At 63.4% G+C, this 18794-nt stretch carries 20 protein-coding genes; 11 read left to right on the forward strand and 9 right to left on the reverse strand.

Going from position 1 to position 18794, the window contains the following annotated elements:
• The first annotated feature begins 3 nt into the window (after positions 1-3).
• On the forward strand, positions 4-1338 hold the full coding sequence (locus HW090_RS15030) for an aryl-sulfate sulfotransferase (RefSeq protein WP_179114276.1): 1335 nt from the start codon (positions 4-6) through the stop codon (positions 1336-1338).
• A 52-nt stretch (positions 1339-1390) separates the two neighbouring features.
• Positions 1391-3118 (forward strand): aryl-sulfate sulfotransferase, encoded by a 1728-nt coding sequence (locus HW090_RS15035; protein WP_179114277.1) that lies wholly within the window; start codon positions 1391-1393, stop codon positions 3116-3118.
• Between the two features lie 112 nt (positions 3119-3230).
• Here HW090_RS15035 and HW090_RS15040 read toward each other — a convergent pair whose 3' ends face one another.
• From HW090_RS15040 to HW090_RS15050, 3 genes are read right to left on the reverse strand one after another with little or no spacing between them, the layout of a single operon-like run.
• Positions 3231-3893: a DUF799 domain-containing protein gene (locus HW090_RS15040; protein ID WP_179114278.1), complete on the reverse strand. Its 663-nt coding sequence runs from the start codon at positions 3891-3893 to the stop codon at positions 3231-3233.
• Positions 3890-4258: a DUF4810 domain-containing protein gene (locus HW090_RS15045; protein WP_179114279.1), complete on the reverse strand. Its 369-nt coding sequence runs from the start codon at positions 4256-4258 to the stop codon at positions 3890-3892. The genes HW090_RS15040 and HW090_RS15045 overlap by 4 nt, the downstream gene beginning before the upstream one ends.
• Positions 4259-4284: 26 nt before the next feature.
• On the reverse strand, positions 4285-4968 hold the full coding sequence (locus HW090_RS15050) for a CsgG/HfaB family protein (protein WP_179114280.1): 684 nt from the start codon (positions 4966-4968) through the stop codon (positions 4285-4287).
• A 408-nt stretch (positions 4969-5376) separates the two neighbouring features.
• On the opposite strand from HW090_RS15050, the gene HW090_RS15055 reads away from it, so the two are divergent.
• Together HW090_RS15055 and tadA are read left to right on the forward strand one after the other, a co-directional pair.
• Positions 5377-6744 carry a multicopper oxidase family protein gene (locus HW090_RS15055; protein WP_179114281.1) on the forward strand — a complete coding sequence of 456 codons (1368 nt, stop codon included), beginning with the start codon at positions 5377-5379 and terminating at the stop codon, positions 6742-6744.
• Between the two features lie 7 nt (positions 6745-6751).
• Positions 6752-7243, forward strand: coding sequence for a tRNA adenosine(34) deaminase TadA (gene tadA, locus HW090_RS15060; protein ID WP_179114282.1), 492 nt, complete (start codon positions 6752-6754; stop codon positions 7241-7243).
• Positions 7244-7303: 60 nt separating this feature from the next.
• Here the strand turns inward: tadA and HW090_RS15065 are convergent, their stop codons facing one another.
• Together HW090_RS15065 and argF are read right to left on the reverse strand one after the other, a co-directional pair.
• Positions 7304-8419, reverse strand: coding sequence for an ABC transporter ATP-binding protein (locus HW090_RS15065; RefSeq protein ID WP_179114283.1), 1116 nt, complete (start codon positions 8417-8419; stop codon positions 7304-7306).
• A complete protein-coding gene (gene argF / locus HW090_RS15070; RefSeq protein WP_179114284.1) occupies positions 8416-9333 on the reverse strand; it encodes an ornithine carbamoyltransferase in 918 nt (305 codons plus the stop codon). The genes HW090_RS15065 and argF overlap by 4 nt, the downstream gene beginning before the upstream one ends.
• A gap of 261 nt (positions 9334-9594) precedes the next feature.
• On the opposite strand from argF, the gene grxD reads away from it, so the two are divergent.
• Complete coding sequence (grxD, locus tag HW090_RS15075; RefSeq protein WP_179114285.1) at positions 9595-9921, forward strand: Grx4 family monothiol glutaredoxin; 327 nt, start codon at positions 9595-9597, stop codon at positions 9919-9921.
• 101 nt (positions 9922-10022) lie between these two features.
• Here the strand turns inward: grxD and bfr are convergent, their stop codons facing one another.
• The 3 genes from bfr to HW090_RS15090 form a co-directional block, all read right to left on the reverse strand.
• Complete coding sequence (gene bfr / locus HW090_RS15080; protein WP_179114286.1) at positions 10023-10493, reverse strand: bacterioferritin; 471 nt, start codon at positions 10491-10493, stop codon at positions 10023-10025.
• Positions 10494-10687: 194 nt separating this feature from the next.
• On the reverse strand, positions 10688-10906 hold the full coding sequence (locus tag HW090_RS15085) for a bacterioferritin-associated ferredoxin (RefSeq protein ID WP_179114287.1): 219 nt from the start codon (positions 10904-10906) through the stop codon (positions 10688-10690).
• A 141-nt stretch (positions 10907-11047) separates the two neighbouring features.
• Positions 11048-11215 (reverse strand): DUF2897 family protein, encoded by a 168-nt coding sequence (locus HW090_RS15090; RefSeq protein ID WP_179114288.1) that lies wholly within the window; start codon positions 11213-11215, stop codon positions 11048-11050.
• Positions 11216-11360: 145 nt separating this feature from the next.
• Between HW090_RS15090 and pyrF the strand changes: the two genes are divergently transcribed.
• Entirely contained in the window at positions 11361-12065 is a 705-nt protein-coding gene (gene pyrF, locus HW090_RS15095) for an orotidine-5'-phosphate decarboxylase (protein WP_179114289.1), read from the forward strand.
• A 69-nt stretch (positions 12066-12134) separates the two neighbouring features.
• On the opposite strand, the gene HW090_RS15100 is transcribed toward pyrF, so the two are convergent.
• Positions 12135-13304, reverse strand: coding sequence for a benzoate/H(+) symporter BenE family transporter (locus HW090_RS15100; protein WP_179114290.1), 1170 nt, complete (start codon positions 13302-13304; stop codon positions 12135-12137).
• A gap of 205 nt (positions 13305-13509) precedes the next feature.
• Here HW090_RS15100 and fliE point away from each other — a divergent pair, with 205 nt between their 5' ends.
• From fliE to fliI, 5 genes are read left to right on the forward strand one after another with little or no spacing between them, the layout of a single operon-like run.
• Entirely contained in the window at positions 13510-13839 is a 330-nt protein-coding gene (fliE, locus tag HW090_RS15105; protein ID WP_179114932.1) for a flagellar hook-basal body complex protein FliE, read from the forward strand.
• A gap of 13 nt (positions 13840-13852) precedes the next feature.
• Positions 13853-15634 (forward strand): flagellar basal-body MS-ring/collar protein FliF, encoded by a 1782-nt coding sequence (gene fliF / locus HW090_RS15110; protein ID WP_179114291.1) that lies wholly within the window; start codon positions 13853-13855, stop codon positions 15632-15634.
• Positions 15627-16643: a flagellar motor switch protein FliG gene (gene fliG / locus HW090_RS15115; RefSeq protein WP_179114292.1), complete on the forward strand. Its 1017-nt coding sequence runs from the start codon at positions 15627-15629 to the stop codon at positions 16641-16643. The genes fliF and fliG overlap by 8 nt, the downstream gene beginning before the upstream one ends.
• A 5-nt stretch (positions 16644-16648) precedes the next feature.
• Positions 16649-17440 (forward strand): flagellar assembly protein FliH, encoded by a 792-nt coding sequence (fliH, locus tag HW090_RS15120; RefSeq protein WP_179114293.1) that lies wholly within the window; start codon positions 16649-16651, stop codon positions 17438-17440.
• Positions 17430-18791 carry a flagellar protein export ATPase FliI gene (fliI, locus tag HW090_RS15125; protein ID WP_179114294.1) on the forward strand — a complete coding sequence of 454 codons (1362 nt, stop codon included), beginning with the start codon at positions 17430-17432 and terminating at the stop codon, positions 18789-18791. The genes fliH and fliI overlap by 11 nt, the downstream gene beginning before the upstream one ends.
• The last annotated feature ends 3 nt before the right edge of the window (positions 18792-18794 follow it).

Here is an 18794-nt window from a genome sequence, read left to right on the forward strand (position 1 = left end):
TGCATGAAACTGCAACTGCATTCCCTGGCGCTGGCCGCCTCCCTGCTGGCGGGCGTCGCCCAGGCTGCGCCGAGCGTCTATCCGACCGGTGTGACCCGTTATGACCCGGAAAAGGCCTGGAACGGCTATGTACTGTTCGGCGCCGCCGACGAGAAGACCTACCTGATCGACGCCAACGGCAACGAGATTCGTCGATGGGAGCATGTCGGCTCGCCCTCCGGGTTGATCGATCCGGCGGTCAACGGCGGTCAGCGTGGCCATGTCCTGGTGCGCCTGGAGAAGCGCAAGGAGCTGGACCCGCGTGGCTTCGGCAATGGCCTCAACACCCATTCCATTGGCGAGCTGGATTGGAACGGCAAGCTGGTCTGGAAGTGGGGCGACCAGGCGCCAGGCGGTTCGGCACGCCAGCACCACGACTGGCAGCGCCTAGCCAACGGCAACACCCTGCTGCTGGCCAACAAGCTGCACAAGATCGACGGCTTCAAGCTGGACGAGACCATCGACGACGCGATCTATGAGGTCGACCCGAAGGGGCGGGTGGTCTGGCAGTGGCTGGCCTCCGAGCATCTTGAGGAGTTCGGTTTCACTCCCGAACAACTGGAACTGGTGCGCAATACCGACAAGGCCGATTACCTGCACTTCAACGACCTCAAGACCCTCGGTCCGAACAAGTGGTACGACCAGGGCGACCAGCGCTTCCACCCGGACAACCTGATCGTCGATTCACGGGAGGCCAACTTCGTCGCCATCATCGACAAGCGCAGCGGCAAGGTGGTGTGGAACCTGGGGCCGAACTACCCGGCCCTGGCGCCGGTGAATGCCAAGTTGCCGCGCCCGGTGGACCAACTGGCCGGCCTGCACGACGCCAACCTGATCCCCAAGGGCTATCCGGGCGAAGGCAATATCCTGATCTTCGATAACCAGGGCGGCTCCGGCTACCCGGCGGTAGCGGCCAGTATCATCAGCGGTTCGCGGGTGGTCGAGATCGACCCGGTCAGCAAGCAGATCGTCTGGCAGTACAACGCAACGAACTCGGCCCAGCCGTTGTGGCAATTCAACAGCACCTTTATCAGCAGCGCGCGACGTCTGCCCAATGGCAACACGTTGATCGACGAGGGCATGTTCGGCCGCATCTTCCAGGTGACGCCGGCCGGCGAGATCGTCTGGGAATACGTGAGCCCCTATTTCGGCAAGTTCCCCTATGGCAACGCCACCAGCAACTGGCTCTACCGCGCCCAGCCCGTGCCCTATGACTGGGTACCCGCCGGCACGCCGCGCAGCGAGAAGGCGGTGACGCCACCGGCACTGTCCGACTTCCGCGTCCCCACCCCCCACTGACCCTTGTTTCTGGCGGCGCCCCGGCGCGTCGCCAGGCTTTTCGAATAGCTGGATGATTGCCATGACCGAACAGAACACCACGGCCCTCCCGGAAGGCGCCTGCCTGACCGCGAAGATCCCCGACAGCACCACCACCCGACTGGGCTCGGTGGTGGTCAATCCCTACCGTATCGCGCCGCTGACCGCTGTTATCCGCGACGGCGGGCAGACCTTGCGCCAGGCGCGTGTGCGCGTGCTGGGGCGCGGCGAGCAGGGCGTCGATATCTACTACGAAGTGCGCGACACGACCCTCTGGCAACATGGCGGTATTCCGGTGTTCGGCCTCTACCCGGACCACATCAACCAGGTGGAAGTGGCCTACACCCTGGATGGCGAGCGGGTGCGCGAGCGCTATCAGATCTACGCCCCCGCCGTGCGCCTGCCGACGATCGCCTGCCAGACCGGCGCCTTGCCGCAGGTCGAGCCGGTCAAGGTCGACCCGGCGCTGAAGAAGCGCCTGTACCTGTTCAACCACCTGCTGACCGAGATTCCCGGCAACCGCCAGCTCAAGTGGAATGCCCAGGGTGGCGCCGCCGAGTGGGACTCGGTGGGCGTCAACTGGATTGCCGATACCCAGGGCGAGGTGCGCTGGTACCTGGACATCGAGCGTCTGCACGACTCCAGCCATGTGGATGGCCTGGGTGCCAGCATGGGCTTCCAGCAGACCGCCGATGGCAAGCTGATCTGGGGCCAGGGCCAGCGCTACTACAAGCACGATCTGCTCGGACGCCCGCTGTGGGATCGCCGCCTGCCAGCCAAGTTCGCTGACTTCTCCCACGAAATCCGCGAGACCACCCGAGGCACCTACCTGCTGCGGGTCGGCAGCAGCGACACCCGGCGTGACGATGGCAAGCAGGTGCGCACCGTACGCGACCATATTCTGGAGGTGGATGCAGCCGGCGAAGTGGTTGACTTCTGGGACCTGGGGCGCATCCTCGATCCCTATCGTGCGGAACTGCTGCATACCCTGGGCAAGGTCGCGGTGCTGTTGCCCGACGAGTCGGCCAAGGGCGACGAACTGGCCGCCAACGAGCAGTTGGAAGGCGATAGCCTGCCCTTCGGCGATGTGCCGGGGGTTGGCCGTGGACGCAACTGGGCGCACGTCAACTCCATCGACTACGACCCGAGCGACGACAGCATCATCATCTCGGCCCGCCACCAGGGTGTGGCGAAGATCGGTCGCGACAAGCAGGTGAAGTGGATCCTGGCCGCCGAGCAAGGCTGGAACGCGGCACTGCGCGAGAAGCTGCTTACCCCCGTAGACGCCCAGGGCACACCGCTGGCGCGTGATGCAGACGGCCGCTATGAAGGTGGCTTCGACTGGGGCTGGACCCAGCACACCGCCTGGCTGAGCGGCAAGGGCACGCTGACCGTGTTCGACAATGGCTGGGGCCGCGACTTCGCACCGACCAGGCTGGAAGGCAACTACAGCCGCGCCGTCGAATACCGCATCGACGAGGCCAGGGGCACCGTGCAGCAGGTCTGGGAATACGGCAAGGAACGCGGCGACGCCTGGTACAGCCCGATCACCTCGGTGGTGGAGTACCGCCCGGATAGCGACACGCAACTGATCTACTCGGCCTCGGTGGACTTCCTCACCCCGCGCAAACTCACCAACCCCGTGCTCAGCGAGGTGAAGTACGGCACCCAGGAGGTGCTCAGCGAGTTCCGCGTGACCAGCCTGCAACCCGGCAACGTCGGCTACCGGGCGCTGGTGATCGACCTGGAGCGTGCGTTCTGATCAGATGCCGCTCAGTCGCGTAGCGGCTCGGCGATCTCGATCAGGTTGAGATCGGGAACGTGCAGCCCGATCGAACGAAAAGGAGCCTCGTTGCGAGGCCCCTGCAAGCTGCTCAGTCTGTGCCGTATCGCGGTGAGCGAGGACCATACAGCAGGCCGGCGGGACGGCCTGCCGAGAACAGGCGGGCGCTGGTGATGCCGGCGATGGGGTAGGAGGCATCCTCGACCGAACTGTTGATGATCTGGTTCACCGCGGCGGTGATCAGCATGCCGATCAGCCCGCCACTGTTGCTGCTCTTGCCTTCTTCGCTGGAGGCGGTGGCCGAGCCGGTCCACAGGGTGGTGCCGTTGCGCAGGTCCACCAGCTTGGCGCTGGCGGTGACGATGTTGGCACTGCTGAGCACCATGTACTGGGTGCCGTACTGGCTGACCGTCACATAGAGCGCGGTGTCCGCCCCGTAGATTTCGCGCAGCTTGGCTGGCGAAACCTGGTGGATGTCGCCTGCGTTGCTCAGGCCGTTCTGGCGGAAGGTTTCGGCCATCAGGCCCACCGGCACCACGTAATAGCCGGCTTCAGCGAGCGGGAAGGTCACCTGGGCGAGCATGCTGTAGGTGGCCTTGACGTCAGGCGACTCGTTCAACGGCGGCAGCACCAGGATCGAGCGTGGTTGTGCCTGTTTGTAGGCCGAGTAGTCGACACTCTGAGTCGGGGCGCAACCTGCCAGTCCCAGCAGGACACCCAGGCAGGCGCAGAGCCTGTGCAAACGGCCGGTCATTTGTGTTCTCCCTTGGCGTTGTCCATCAGAAAGTCCATGTAGGTGGCGGACTCGGGAAAGAGGGCTTTCTCGGTTTCGAACTCGCGGATCATCTGGTCATCCTTGCCGATGCCCGAGTAGAGCAGCCCCAGCTGGGCGTGATAGCCCGGTGGGACGGCGCCGTTCTTCGCCTTGATCTTCTCCAGCCCGGCCTCCAGGGCCTCCAGCTGTGCTTCGGGGGACTCGCCCTTGAAGTATTCGTTGAGCTGGGGCTGGTAGCCTTCCCACTGGTACAGCGTCTTGGGCGCTTCGGCGCAGCCCGCCAGGGTCAGGCTGCCGAGCAACAAGGCCAGGCCCGCGCGGGGAAATGCGGTTGTATCGTTCATCTGTCGGTTTTCCTTGTGCGCGATGCTTACTGCTGCGGGTTCCAGGCGCCGCCTTCCACGGCGTTGACCAGTTTGTTCACCGCTTCGCGCATGGCCAGGTCGAGGACTTTGCCGTTCAGCGTGGAGTCGTAGCTGGCGGTGCCGCCGAAGCCGATCACCTCGCGGTTGGACAGCGCGTACTCACCGGCGCCCTGGGTCGAGTAGACGACTTCGGAGGTGGAGATGTTGACGATGTTCAGTGCGACCTTGGCGTAGGCCACCTGGGTCTTGCCGCGACCGAGGATGCCGAACAACTGGCGGTCGCCGACTTCCTTGCGGCCGAACTCGGTGACATCGCCGGTCACCACATAGTCGGCACCTTTCAGGCGTTGGGCCTGGCCCTTGATCGCGGCTTCCTGCTGGATTTCGCTCATGTTGTCGCGATCGAGCACATTGAAGCGGTTGGTCTGTTGCAGGTGGGTGATGAGGATGGTCTTGGCCTGTCCACCCAGACGGTCCACGCCATCGGAGAAAATGCCGCGCATATAGCTGGAGCGGTTATCGAACTTCCCGACGGCGATGGGCGCGCGCGGACCGGCATAGGGACGATTGACGCTTTCGACTTGCTCGACCTGCACCGAGCGCGAGGTCTCGGTGGCACAACCGGCAAGGCCTGTCAGTGTCATGGCCGCCAGAAGAGGCAGGGCTGCATTTCTTGCGATGATTCTCATGGGGTGGGGCTCCTTGTTGAATAGGGACACGCAAGTGGCTGGCGCCGCCATGCCATGCATGGGCGCAGCGGGCGAGGGTCGTCTGGTCTTGTAAGGCCGTGTGGACATGCACCGAAAAAGCGCGCGGATAATATCACTGTGCGTTTGTGAATGAGTGCTTATCGCTTGTGGGGGAGAGGGGGATTGCATGAGGGTTTGGCCCTCTCCCCGGCCCTCTCCCGCAGGCGGGAGAGGGGGCAAAGAGACGATTTCCATGTGATTACTCTACTTGTGAAGCATGCAGTGCCGGCGTGACGGTGCGGCGCCAGGGCGGTGTCGCTGTTCCGGGTGGCTGTGCCAGAATGATCGCCTGCTGCCATGGCCGGCTCGCTGGCCCCGACCGAATTCGTTTCCCAGGAACTACACCCCATGTCATTTACCCGCAGACAAATCCTCGCCGGCCTGGCTGGTGTGGCGGTGGTCGGCCTTGGTGCGGGAGGTGCCCGTTACTGGCTGGGCCGTCCGGCCAATGCCGACAGCCATGATTACGAACTGATCGCCGCCCCGCTGGACGTGGAACTGGTGCCGGGCTACACCACCCAGGTATGGGCCTATGGCGGCCAGGCCCCAGGCCTGGAGTTGCGTGCCCGTCAGGGCGACTGGCTGCGGGTGCGCTTCATCAACCACCTGCCGGAAGCGACCACTATCCACTGGCATGGCATTCGCCTGCCGCTGGAGATGGATGGCGTGCCTTATCTGTCCCAGTTGCCGGTGCTGCCGGGGGAATATTTCGATTACCGCTTCCGCGTGGAAGATGCCGGCACCTTCTGGTACCACCCGCATACCGCCAGTGGCGAGCAACTCGGGCGCGGCCTGGTGGGGCCGCTTATCGTGGAAGAGCGTGAGGGCAGTGGCTTTCGCCATGAGCGAACGCTGAACCTCAAGCACTGGCACCTGGATCGCCAGGGCGTCTTCACCGCGTTCAGTGTCCCGCGCGAAGCGGCGCGCGGTGGCACGCCCGGGGTGTATTCCAGCCTCAATGGCGCGCATGCGCCGACCCTCGACCTGCCTGCGGGGCAGGTAGTGCGTCTGCGTATCCTCAACCTGGACAACACCCTGACCTACCGGTTGAACCTGCCGGATGCCGAGGCGCGCATCTATGCGCTGGATGGGCATCCGATCCAGCCAAGGCCGCTGGGCAAGGAGTACTGGTTGGGGCCGGGGATGCGTATCGACCTGGGCCTGCGCGTACCTGAGGCGGGGCGTGAACTGTCATTGCGCAACGGCCCGCTTCGACTTGGCACCTTACGCGCTGTGCCCAGCAGCGAAACGCCCGGAGACTGGCCTGCACCGCTGCCGGCCAACCCGGTGGCTGAGCCGGACCTGGCACGGGCGGAAAAGCTGCGTTTCAATTTCGAGTGGTCTGGCGCCCTGTCCAGCGATGCCGCAGGGGCCACGCCGACCTTCTGGCAGATCAATGGAGAAGCCTGGGACATCAACGACAAATCCTGCGTCGAGCGTCCCATTGCGACCCTGAAAAAGAATGGTCACTACATTTTCGAGCTGCGCAATGTCAGCCAGTACCAGCACCCGATCCACCTGCATGGGATGGCGTTCAAGGTGCTGTCGTCGAATCGCAAGCGCATCGAGCCCTACTTTACCGACACCTATCTGCTGGGGCGAAACGAGACGGCCCAGGTTGCGCTGGTGGCGGATAATCCGGGTGTCTGGATGTTCCATTGCCATGTCATCGACCATATGGAAACCGGTCTGATGGCTGCGATAGAAGTGGTGTAGGCGAGCGATGAAAATACTGCGTGTAATCGACCGCAGCCGGGACGAGCACTTCATGCACGAAGCGTTGCAGCTGGCTCGCCAGGGCGCGCAATTGGGCGAAGTGCCCGTGGGGGCCGTGCTGGTGCGCGACGGCGAGGTGATCGGCAGCGGCTTCAATCAGCCGATCTCCAGCCATGACCCGAGCGCCCATGCCGAAATGGTCGCCATCCGTGCGGCGGCCCAGGCCCAGCAGAACTACCGCCTGCCGGGTACGACGCTCTACGTCACCCTGGAGCCGTGCAGCATGTGCGCCGGGCTGATCGTGCACTCGCGCATCGAGCGTGTTGTCTACGGCACGCCCGAGCCACGGGCAGGTGCGGTGCTCAGCCAGGGGCGCTTCTTCGAGCAGCCCTGGCTCAACCACCGGGTGCAGGTCGAGGGCGGGGTGTTGATGGATGCGTGCGGGAACCTGTTGCGCGAGTTCTTTGCCGAGCGCCGAGGCAAAGCTGCACGGCCATGACGCTTTTTCCCCTCTCCCCAGCCCTCTCCCGCAGGCGGGAGAGGGGGCAAAAGCGCGCCTTCAGCTATCGCTATAGCGGCGTACGCCGTTGATATTCTCGTGGGTGGCGATGCTGCCCTGGGCGGGGAACACCACCAGATGATCGGCGGCGATGGCGATACCGACCTCCTGGCCCAGCATATGGTCGGCATGGCTGGGGAACAGGCCTTCCAGTTGGGTGCCGGTCGGCAGCTCCAGTCGGTAGAGGGTCGAGGCGCCCTGGAAGGTCTTGCCGACGACCCGTGCGCGCAAGGGACTCTCGGCGGCCGGGACGATATCGTCCGGGCGCAGCAGCACGTCCACGGGGCTGCCGTCCGGGGCATCGCATGAGCCGATGCAGGTGCGCTGTCCGCGAATGTCGCCCAGCTCGGTCTGCACGCCCTGCGCGACGAGGGACTGCCCGCGAATGAAATAGCCCTGGCCGATGAAGCTGGCGACGAAAGGCGTCTGCGGTTCATGGTAGAGGTTGAAAGGCGTATCCCACTGTTGCAGGTGGCCGTCCTTGAAGACGCCGACCTTGTCGCTGACGGCGAAGGCTTCTTCCTGGTCGTGGGTGACCAGGATGGCGCTGGTGCCCCGGGATTTCAGAATCTCCCGCACCTCATGGCTCAGGCGCCGGCGCAGTTCCACGTCGAGGTTGGAGAAAGGCTCGTCGAGCAGCAGCAGTTCAGGTTCGGGCGCCAGTGCGCGGGCCAGTGCGACACGCTGCTGCTGGCCGCCGGACAGCTCGTGGGGATAGCGTTTGTGCAGTGCCGACAGGTGTACCAGCGCCAGCATTTCCTCGACGATTCGCTTGGCCTCGGGGTGTTTGCGAATGCCGAAGGCGACATTCTCGGCGACGGTCAGGTGCGGGAACAGTGCGTAGTCCTGGAAGACCATGCCGATGTGGCGCTTTTCCGTCGCGAGGGTGTATCCGGCGCTGGAAATGGTGCGGTCGGCGAGGACGATCTCGCCCTCATGCACCGGCTCGAAGCCGGCGATGGCGCGCAGGGTGGTGGTCTTGCCGCAACCGGAGGGGCCGAGCAGGCAACCGATGTCGCCGCGTTCGAGCTGCAGGTTCAGCCCCTCGACGATACGTTGGCCGCCGTAACCGCAGGCCAGGTTGCGCAGGTCCAGCAGCGGTGCGGCATCGCTCATGGGCGGCTGTTCGGCAGGATCAGGAATTCGAGCAGGGCCTTCTGTGCGTGCAGGCGGTTCTCCGCCTGGTCCCAGGCGAGGGAGCGTGGGTCGTCCAGCAGGTCATGGCTGATTTCCTCGCCCCGGTGCGCAGGCAGGCAGTGCATGAAGACCACGTCGTCGGCTGCGGCGTCGAGCAGGGCACGGTCCACCTGATAGGGACGGAACAGTTCGAGTCGGTCGGCTGCTTCGTCTTCCTGGCCCATGGAGGCCCAGACGTCGGTGCTGACCAGGTGCGCTCCGGCAACCGCTTCGCGAGGGTCGCGCAGCAGCGTCACGCGACCGGCACTGCGGGCCAGCAGTTCGGCATCCGGCTCGTAGCCTTGTGGGCAGGCGATGCGCAATTGGAAATCGAACTGGGTGGCGGCTTCCATATAGGTGTTGCACATGTTGTTGCCATCGCCGATCCAGGCGACGGTCTTGCCGGCGATGCTGCCACGATGTTCCTGGAAGGTCTGCATGTCGGCCAGTACCTGGCAGGGGTGCAGGTCATCGGACAGGCCGTTGATCAGCGGGACGCTCGAATGCGCGGCGAATTCGGTCAGGGTCGAGTGGGCGAAGGTGCGGATCATCACCGCATCGAGCATGCGCGACATGACGATGGCCGAGTCGCCGATCGGTTCGCCACGGCCGAGCTGGGTATCGCGTGGCGAGAGGAAGATCGCCTGGCCGCCCAACTGGATCATGCCGGCTTCGAAGGACAGGCGGGTGCGGGTCGAGGCTTTCTCGAAAATCATGCCCAGGACGCGGTTCTTCAAGGGCTCGAAGGGTACGCCGCGCTTACGCAGATCCTTCAGCTCGATGCCGCGACGGACCAGGCCGGACAGCTCCTGGGGCGTGCAATCCATCAGTGAGAGAAAATGCCTTACGCTCATATCGATACCTTTAAATTGCCTGTTTCCGTTGTCTGGGCGGCTCCTTCTGGGAACACGAATCCCGGCGACAGAGGTCGCATTCCGGGAGGGCGACGAAACGGGGAAAGGCGCGATCTTATCCAGAAAGCGTCGAAGGGCGCAAATTCGGCTATATGGCGCCAGGATGGTGCACCAGGCTGGATAAATCCCAGCCTGGCACTCGGCCTTGCCTGTCGCTTTGCGCTACAATGCGCCGCATAACGTGTCTAGCCGAGGTACATCGTGGATATTATCGATACCATCAAAGATCAGATCGCCAAGAACCCGATCCTGCTTTATATGAAAGGCTCGCCCAACGCCCCGCAGTGCGGTTTCTCCGCCCGGGCCAGCCAGGCGCTGATGGGTTGCGGCGAGAAATTCGCCTTCGTCGATATCCTGCAGAATCCCGAAATCCGCGCCAACCTGCCGGTCTACGCCAACTGGCCGACGTTCCCGCAGCTCTGGGTCAGTGGCGAGCTGGTCGGCGGCAGCGACATCATCCTCGAACTGTTCGAGAAGGGTGAGCTGCAACAACTGGTCAAGGCTGCCGCAGGCAACAGCGAGGCCTGAAGCGCCTGATGACCGGCGCATTGGCGTCGGTCATTGCGATGGATACACATGAAAACGGCCCGCCCCCCGATTGGGGAGCGGGCCGTTTTCGTTGCAGGCTATCAGTCTTCGATCTGCGACTGCAGGTAGTTCTCGGAGCCGACCTTGTCGAGCAGGCCGAACTGGGTTTCCAGCCAGTCGATGTGCTCTTCCTCGGACTCGAGGATGTCTTCCAGCAGTTCACGGCTGGCGTAGTCGCCGCTGGTTTCGGTCTGGGCGATGGCGATCTTCAGGTCGGCGTGCGACTTGTGGGCCAGCTTGAGGTCGCAGTCGAGCATTTCCCGGGTGTTCTCGCCGATCAGCAGCTTGCCCAGCTCTTGCAGGTTGGGCAGGCCTTCGAGGAACAGAATCCGCTTGATCAGCTTGTCCGCGTTCTTCATCTCGCGGATCGATTCCTTGTATTCGACCTTGCCGATCTTCTCCAGGCCCCAGTCCTCGTACATGCGGGCATGCAGGAAATACTGGTTGATCGCAATCAGCTCATTGCCTAGGACTCTGTTCAGATGCTGGATAACCAGTTTGTCGCCTTTCATGTCATTGCCCTGCCTGGGAAGGTTCTTCGATGGGCGAATTCTGGCCACAGGACTTCGGGCTGTCAAACCTAAGTCATTGAATTTAAACGTTTAAAGTGAACGAGAAATGTTTGTTTTCAGGCTCTTCCGGGTAACGTGTTGATTTTCCGGGCATAAAAAAACCGGACAGCGTCCGGTTCGTTGGAAAATATTTTTCAGGCGGGGTAGAAGCTGGCGGTACAGGATGAGGATGATTGCGCATTCTGCAGGTCGCTGATGGTTTCGCGGACGATCTGCTTGGCGACACAGGCGCATTTTCCGCACTGCGATGCAACGCCGGTGGCTACACGGACTTCACGATAGCTGCAGCAGCCTTCGTAGATGGCATCGCGTATGTGCCCATCGGTGACACCCTGGCAAAGACAGACGTACATGAGAATACTCGTCGGACCTGTGGATGGCGGCGATATTAATCTTAATGAGAATGATTGTAAAAGGTTGATTTCATCAGCGTGTTGCGGGAGAGGTGTGCCTGCCCGGTGAGCCTGCGGGTGGCAGGCTCACCGGGAGTGCCGTCAGCGGTTGCGAGCGTCTTCTGCGTCCGCCTCGGCATTGCGCTGGGCGATGCGCTGTTTCTGTTCCGGGGTGAGGGGGATCTTCCTGGCGCCCGAGCGCAACATCAGCAGGCTGCCGACGATGGAGCCAAGAACGATGAACATGACCAGCCATACATACCAGGGCATGTGCGTGCCTCCTTTTATAGTCTTGTCTGTTCTGGACAGCTTACGCGTCGGGTAAGTGCCGTGACCACCGCGAGCGGTTCGCGTGATCGTCCGCAGCAGCGGTTTTCTGCGACAATGCGCGGCGAATTTTCATAGAGGCCCCGCCATGAGTTGCACTACGCCGATTATCGTTGCCCTGGACTTCCCTTCCGCAGATGCCGCGCTGGCGCTGGCGGAACAGCTCGATCCGCGCCTGTGCCGGGTCAAGGTGGGCAAGGAGCTGTTCACCCGCAGCGGGCCGGTCATTGTCGAGACGCTGCGTGGGCGGGGGTTCGAGGTGTTCCTGGACCTCAAGTTCCATGACATTCCCAACACCACGGCCATGGCGGTCAAGGCCGCGGCGGAGCTGGGCGTGTGGATGGTCAATGTGCATTGCTCCGGTGGCTTGCGCATGATGGCGGCTTGCCGTGAAGTCCTTGAGCAGGTGGAGGGCGCAAAGCCGCTGCTGATCGGTGTCACGGTGCTGACCAGTATGGAACGCGATGACCTGGCGGGTCTGGGGCTGGACATGGAGCCTCGGGAGCAGGTGCTGCGCCTGGCCGGGTTGGCGCAGCAGGCTGGGCTGGATGGTCTGGTCTGTTCTGCCCAGGAAGCCGTAGAGCTCAAGCAGCGTTATGCCTCGCTGCAACTGGTCACGCCGGGGATTCGTCCGGCGGGGAGTGCGCAGGACGACCAGCGGCGGATTCTCACGCCGGCCCAGGCGCTGGCGGCGGGTTCCGATTACCTGGTCATCGGTCGCCCGATCAGTCAAGCCGCAGACCCGGCCCAGGCGTTGGCGGCGATTGTCGAAACGCTACAGCCACAAGCCTGACGCTGGGTGCTGCAGGAGAAAACCGGGCAGGATATTGCTCCCGCCCGGCACGCCGATCACTTCCGGCTCTCAGCGTCGCAATATCAGCAGCGTTAGCACGCCTGCCACCAGCCCCCATAAAGCCGAGCCGATACCCAGAAGGCTCAGTCCCGACGCTGTGACCATGAAGGTGACGAGTGCCGCCTCCCGCTCCTGGGGTTGCAGCATGGCCTGGGTCAGGCCGTTGCCGATGGAGCCGAGCAGCGCCAGTGCCGCGATGGACAGCACCAGGGCGCTGGGGAAGGCGGCGAACAATGCCGCCAATGTCGCGCCGAAGATACCGGCGATGCCGTAGAACACCCCGCACCAGACTGCCGCGCTGTAGCGCTTTTCCTTTTGTGCATGGGCTTCCGGCCCGGCGCAGATCGCCATGGTGATGGCCGCCAGATGGATGCCGTGGGAGCCGAAGGGCGCGGTCAACGCGGAAACGATACCCGTGCAGGAAATCAGCGGTGAGGCGGGCGTCTGGTAGCCTTCGGCGCGCAGAACGGCCAGCCCAGGCATGTTCTGCGACGCCATGGCGATGACGAACAGCGGAATGCCGATGCTGAACAGGGCTGCGAATGAGAAGGACGGAGTGGTCCAGACCGGAACGGCCACTTCCAGGGCGAAGTGCTCGAAGTCCAGCAGGCCGGAAATCCCGGCGACCAGGCAGCCGACCAGCAGGGCGACCAGTACGGCATAGCGCGGTAGCAGCCGCTTGCCTAATAGATAGCTGAAGAACATGGACAGGACCAGCAGCGGCTGGATTTCCGCGGCACGGAAGATTTCGCTGCCGATATTGAACAGCACGCCGGCCAGCAGTGCCGCAGCCAGGGATGCGGGAACCCGGCGCATCAGACGGTCGAAACTGCCGGTCAGCCCGCACAGGGCGATCAGCACCGAAGAAAAGATAAAGGCACCAATCGCCTCGGCGTAGGGAACGCCTGGCAGGCTGCCGATCAGCAGGGCGGCGCCTGGGGTGGACCAGGCGATGACGACCGGCGCCCGGTAGCGCAATGACAGGAAGATGCTGCAGAACGCCATGCCGATCGACAGTGCCCATATCCAGGACGAGATTTCCTGGCTGCTGAGGCCGGCGGCCTGGCCGGCCTGGAACATCAGGATCAGCGAGCTGGTATAGCCGGTCAGCATGGCGATGAAGCCGGCGACCACGCTGGAAGGAGCGCTGTCGCTCAGGAAACGGGTGAATACACGCATTGTCCGGGTGCCTGTCTGTGCGAAGCGCGTCAGCTTATGTCCTGGCTGTCGTGCTGTCCTGATACAGCCATTGTTGTAAAAGGCATTACAGTTTTTGCCGGTCCTGCCGGGTACCGGTGCGCAAATGTGGAATTCTGGCACCCTTGTTGCTATTCAGACTCTGCTTGTCGCGAAGCGTCAAAAAACCGCGACTGTTGGAGGAATGATGACTCAAGGTGTTCAATTCAATCGTTTGATGCTGGAAATGCGCGCGATGCAGACCGAGGCGATGGCGCAAGCCAAGCCGGTCGCCGAGCCAGAGATGGCCAATGCGCCCAGCTTTTCCGAGCTGCTCGGCCAGGCGGTGAACAAGGTGCATGAGACCCAGCAGGCCTCCAATCAATTGGCGTCGGCGTTCGAAATGGGGCAGGGAGGTGTCGACCTGACCGATGTGATGATCGCCTCGCAGAAAGCCAGTGTTTCCTTTCAGGCATTGACCCAGGTGCGCAATAAAGTGGTCCAGGCCTATCAAGACATCATGCAGATGCCGGTTTGAGGCGGGTTGAATCATGGCTGATGGCGTGAGTAACGTCCCGGTACCGGCTGAGGGCGAAGCCAAGAAACCGTTGTTCGGTCTTTCCGTGCTGGAAAACCTCTCCGACATGTCCATGTTGCGCCAGGTCGGCCTGTTGGTCGGGTTGGCTGCCAGCGTGGCGGTCGGCTTCGCCGTGGTGCTCTGGTCGCAGCAGCCGGATTACCGTCCCTTGCTGGGCAGTTTGGCCGGGATGGACGCCAGCCAGGTGGTCGAGACGCTCTCGGCAGCCAATATCTCCTACACCGTCGAGCCGAATTCCGGCGCGCTCCTGGTCAAGTCCGAAGACCTGGCGCGTGCCAGGCTGCAACTGGCTGGCGCGGGTATCGGCCCGGCGGACAGCAATATCGGCTTTGAAATCCTCGACAAGGACCAGGGCCTGGGAACCAGCCAGTTCATGGAGGCGACCCGCTATCGTCGTGGTCTCGAAGGTGAACTGGGGCGTACCGTGGCCAGCCTGAACAACGTCAAGGCGGCGCGGGTGCACCTGGCTATTCCGAAAAGCTCGGTATTCGTGCGCGACGAGCGCAAGCCCAGTGCCTCGGTACTGGTCGAGCTGTATCCGGGGCGGATGCTGGAGCCGAGCCAGGTGATGGCGATCATCAACCTGGTTGCCACCAGCGTGCCTGAACTGAGCAAGTCCCAGATCACCGTGGTCGACCAGAAGGGCAACCTGCTCTCCGACCAGCAGAACATGACCGAACTGAGTGTGGCCGGCAAACAGTTCGACTACAGCCGTCGCATGGAAGGGCTCTACACCCAGCGGGTACACAATATCCTGCAGCCGGTCCTCGGCGCGGGGCGCTACAAGGCGGAAGTCTCGGCGGATGTCGATTTCAGCGCGGTCGAGTCCACCTCCGAGACCTTCAACCCGGACCAGCCAGCGTTGCGAAGCGAGCAGAGCATCAATGAGCAGCGCCAGAGCAGCCTGCCGCCGCAGGGCGTGCCGGGTGCCCTGAGCAACCAGCCGCCTGGCGCGGCCACCGCGCCGGAGCAGACTGGCCAGGGTGGCGTCGGCACGGCAGCGGTACCACCGGGCCAGCCGCTGGTGGACGTCAATGGACAGCAGATCATGGACCCCGCCACCGGCCAGCCGATGCTGGCGCCGTATCCGGCGGACAAGCGTGAGCAGGCCACGCGCAACTACGAACTGGACCGCTCCATCAGCTATACCCGCCAGCAGCAAGGACGCCTGCGCCGTTTGTCAGTGGCGGTGGTGGTCGATGACCAGGTGTCCGTCAACGCCTCTGGCGAAACGACTCGTGCTGCCTGGAATGCCGAGGACCTGGCGCGTTTCACGCGGTTGGTACAGGACGCCGTGGGCTTCGATGCCAGCCGTGGCGACAGCGTCAGCGTGATCAACGCGCCGTTCGCCCCGGATACCTTCGACGATGCCGGCCTGGACATTCCGTTCTATTCACAGCCCTGGTTCTGGGATGTGGTCAAGCAGATCCTCGGCGTCCTGTTCATTCTGGTGCTGGTCTTCGGTGTGTTGCGTCCGGTGTTGAACAACCTGACCAATGCCGGCAAGAGCAAGCAACTGGAAGAGGCCGATGGCGATATCGAACTGGGCGACATGGGGCGCCTGGATGCTTCGTTGAGTGATGATCGCGTGAGCCTGAACGGCCCGCAAAGCATCCTGCTGCCTGGGCCCAGCGAGGGCTTCGAGGCGCAGCTCAACGCCGTCAAGGGGTTGGTGGCGGAAGATCCGGGCCGTGTGGCGCAGGTAGTCAGAGAGTGGATCAATTCCGATGAATGAGACGCGCGTTCCAGCCAAACTCAACAAGGTCGACAAGGCCGCCATTCTGTTGCTTTCCCTGGGCGAAGCGGATGCCGCGCAGGTGCTGCGCCACCTCGGTCCCAAGGAAGTGCAGCGGGTCGGTACGGCGATGGCGCAGATGCGCAACGTCCAGCGCGACCAGGTCGAACAGGTCATGAGCGAGTTCGTCGAGATCGTCGGCGACCAGACCAGCCTTGGCGTCGGCTCGGACGGCTATATCCGCAAGATGCTGACCCAGGCACTTGGCGAGGACAAGGCTGGCGGTCTCATCGACCGTATCCTGCTGGGCGGCAACACAAGTGGTCTGGACAGCCTGAAATGGATGGAAGCGCGGGCGGTGGCCGATGTCATTCGCTACGAACACCCGCAGATCCAGGCCATCGTCGTGGCTTACCTGGACCCGGACCAGGCCGGCGAGGTGCTGTCGCACTTCGATCACAAGGTGCGGCTGGACATCGTGCTGCGGGTTTCCTCGCTCAACACCGTGCAGCCCGCGGCGCTCAAGGAACTCAACCAGATTCTCGAGAAGCAGTTCTCCGGCAGCACCAACACCAGCCGTACCAGCCTGGGCGGTGTGAAACGTGCCGCCGACATCATGAACTACCTGGACAGCTCCATCGAAGGCCAGCTCATGGACGCCATCCGCGATGTCGACGAGGATCTGTCCAGCCAGATCGAAGACCTGATGTTCGTCTTCGACAACCTGGCCGATATCGACGACCGTGGTATCCAGATGCTGCTGCGCGAGGTGTCCTCCGAGGTACTGGTGGTGGCTCTCAAGGGCGCCGACGAGGCGATCAAGGAGAAGGTCTTCAAGAACATGTCCAAACGTGCCGGCGAACTGCTGCGCGACGACCTCGAAGCCAAGGGGCCGGTGCGTATCAGCGAAGTCGAGGCGGCGCAGAAAGAGATTCTCGCGGTGGCACGGCGCATGGCGGATGCCGGTGAAATCGTGCTGGGCGGCAAGGGCGGCGAGGAAATGGTCTGATCGCCATGGCCAAGGAACATCACCCGAGCGATGTGATCCGCGCCGAGGACGTCAGCCTCTTCGACCGCTGGGCGCTGCCGAGTTTCGATCCGCATGTCGACGCACCGCCGGTCCCTGAGCCAGAAGCCGAAGACGTACAGCCGGCTGAAGAGGTCGAGGAGCAGGGGCACAGCGAAGAAGTCGCGATCGAGGAAGTCAAACCCTTGACGCTCGAGGAGTTGGAGGCGATCCGCCAGGAGGCCTACAACGAAGGCTTCGCCACGGGCGAGAAGGATGGCTTTCATGCCGGTCAGTTGCGCGCGCGCCAGGAAGCCGAAGCCGCACTGCAGAAAAAACTGGCGAGCCTGGAACAGGTGATGGAGCAGCTGCTCGATCCGATCGCCGAGCAGGACCAGGCGCTCGAGCAGGGCATGGTCAAGGTGATCGAGCATATGGTGCGCGAGGTGGTCCAGCGTGAGTTGCGTGGCGACTCCAGCCAGTTGCGCGAGGTGCTCAATGGGGCCTTGAAGCTGCTGCCGATGGGCGCGCAGAACGTGCGTATTCACGTCAATCCACAGGATTTCGAAGCGATCAAATCACTGCGCGAGCGCCATGAGGAAAAGTGGCGGATTATCGAGGATGACAGCCTGCTGCCGGGCGGTTGCCGTGTCGAGACCGAGCAGAGTCGCATCGACGCCAGTGTCGAGACTCGCCTTGAGCAAGTCATCCGGCAACTCTACGAGCGAGAGCGTGAAAGCGCTGCTCACCCACCCGAGGCGGATGTGAGTATCGACCTGGAGTCGCCTGATGCGCCTTGAGCGGATCAGTTTCGCCCGGCGCCTGGAAGGCTATGCCGAGGGGCTGGAGCTGCCCAGGCAGCCGGTGCTGGAAGGGCGCTTGCTGCGCATGGTCGGCCTGACACTGGAAGCCGAGGGGCTGCGCGCCGCCATTGGCAGTCGCTGCCTGGTGATCAACGACGACAGCTACCAGCCTTGCCAGGTCGAGGCCGAGGTCATGGGCTTTTCCGCCGGCAAGATCTTCCTGATGCCGGTAGGCAGCCTCAATGGCATTGCACCGGGCGCGCGGGTCGTACCCTTGTCCGACAATGGGCGCTTGCCCATGGGCACCGCCATGCTCGGGCGTGTGCTGGATGGTGCCGGCCGACCGCTCGATGGCAAGGGTGCGGTTCGTGCCGATGACTGGGTGCCGATGGACGGGCCGCAGATCAATCCGCTCAAGCGCCATCCGATCAGCGAGCCGCTGGATGTCGGTATCCGCAGTATCAACGGCCTGCTGACCGTCGGCCGAGGCCAGCGCCTGGGCCTGTTCGCCGGTACCGGTGTCGGTAAGTCGGTGTTGCTGGGCATGATGACGCGCTTCACCGAGGCCGACATCATCATCGTCGGACTGATCGGCGAGCGGGGGCGCGAGGTCAAGGAGTTCATCGAGAACATCCTCGGTGAAGAGAGCATCAAGCGCTCCGTGGTGGTTGCATCCCCGGCGGATGAAGCACCGCTGATGCGCCTGCGTGCGGCCATGTACTGCACGCGCATTGCCGAGTATTTCCGTGATCAGGGCAAGAACGTCCTGCTGCTGATGGATTCCCTGACCCGTTTCGCCCAGGCGCAGCGCGAGATCGCCCTGGCCATTGGCGAGCCGCCGGCGACCAAGGGCTATCCGCCCTCGGTCTTCGCCAAGCTGCCGAGCCTGGTCGAGCGAGCGGGTAATGCCGAGGCAGGGGGCGGTTCCATCACAGCGTTCTATACCGTGTTGTCCGAGGGCGATGACCAGCAGGACCCCATCGCCGATGCGGCACGTGGTGTGCTGGACGGGCATATCGTGCTGTCGCGCCGGTTGGCGGAGGAGGGGCATTACCCGGCCATCGACATCGAGGCCTCGATCAGCCGTGTCATGCCCCAGGTCGTGGGCATCGAGCATGTGCGCAACGCGCAGCGCTTCAAGCAGCTCTGGTCGCGCTACCAGCAGAGCCGTGACCTGGTCAGCGTGGGCGCCTATGTGGCGGGTGGCGATGCCGAGACCGACCTGGCCATCGCCCGGCAGGCCGACATGATGCGCTACCTGCGCCAGGGGCTGGACGAGAGCGATAACCTGATCCACAGCGCCGAGCTGCTTGGCCAGGTCTTCGCACCTCGGGCGCCGGGGGCGTAATCC

The sequence above is a fragment of the Pseudomonas sp. ABC1 genome (assembly GCF_013395055.1).
Taxonomy (GTDB): Bacteria; Pseudomonadota; Gammaproteobacteria; order Pseudomonadales; family Pseudomonadaceae; genus Stutzerimonas.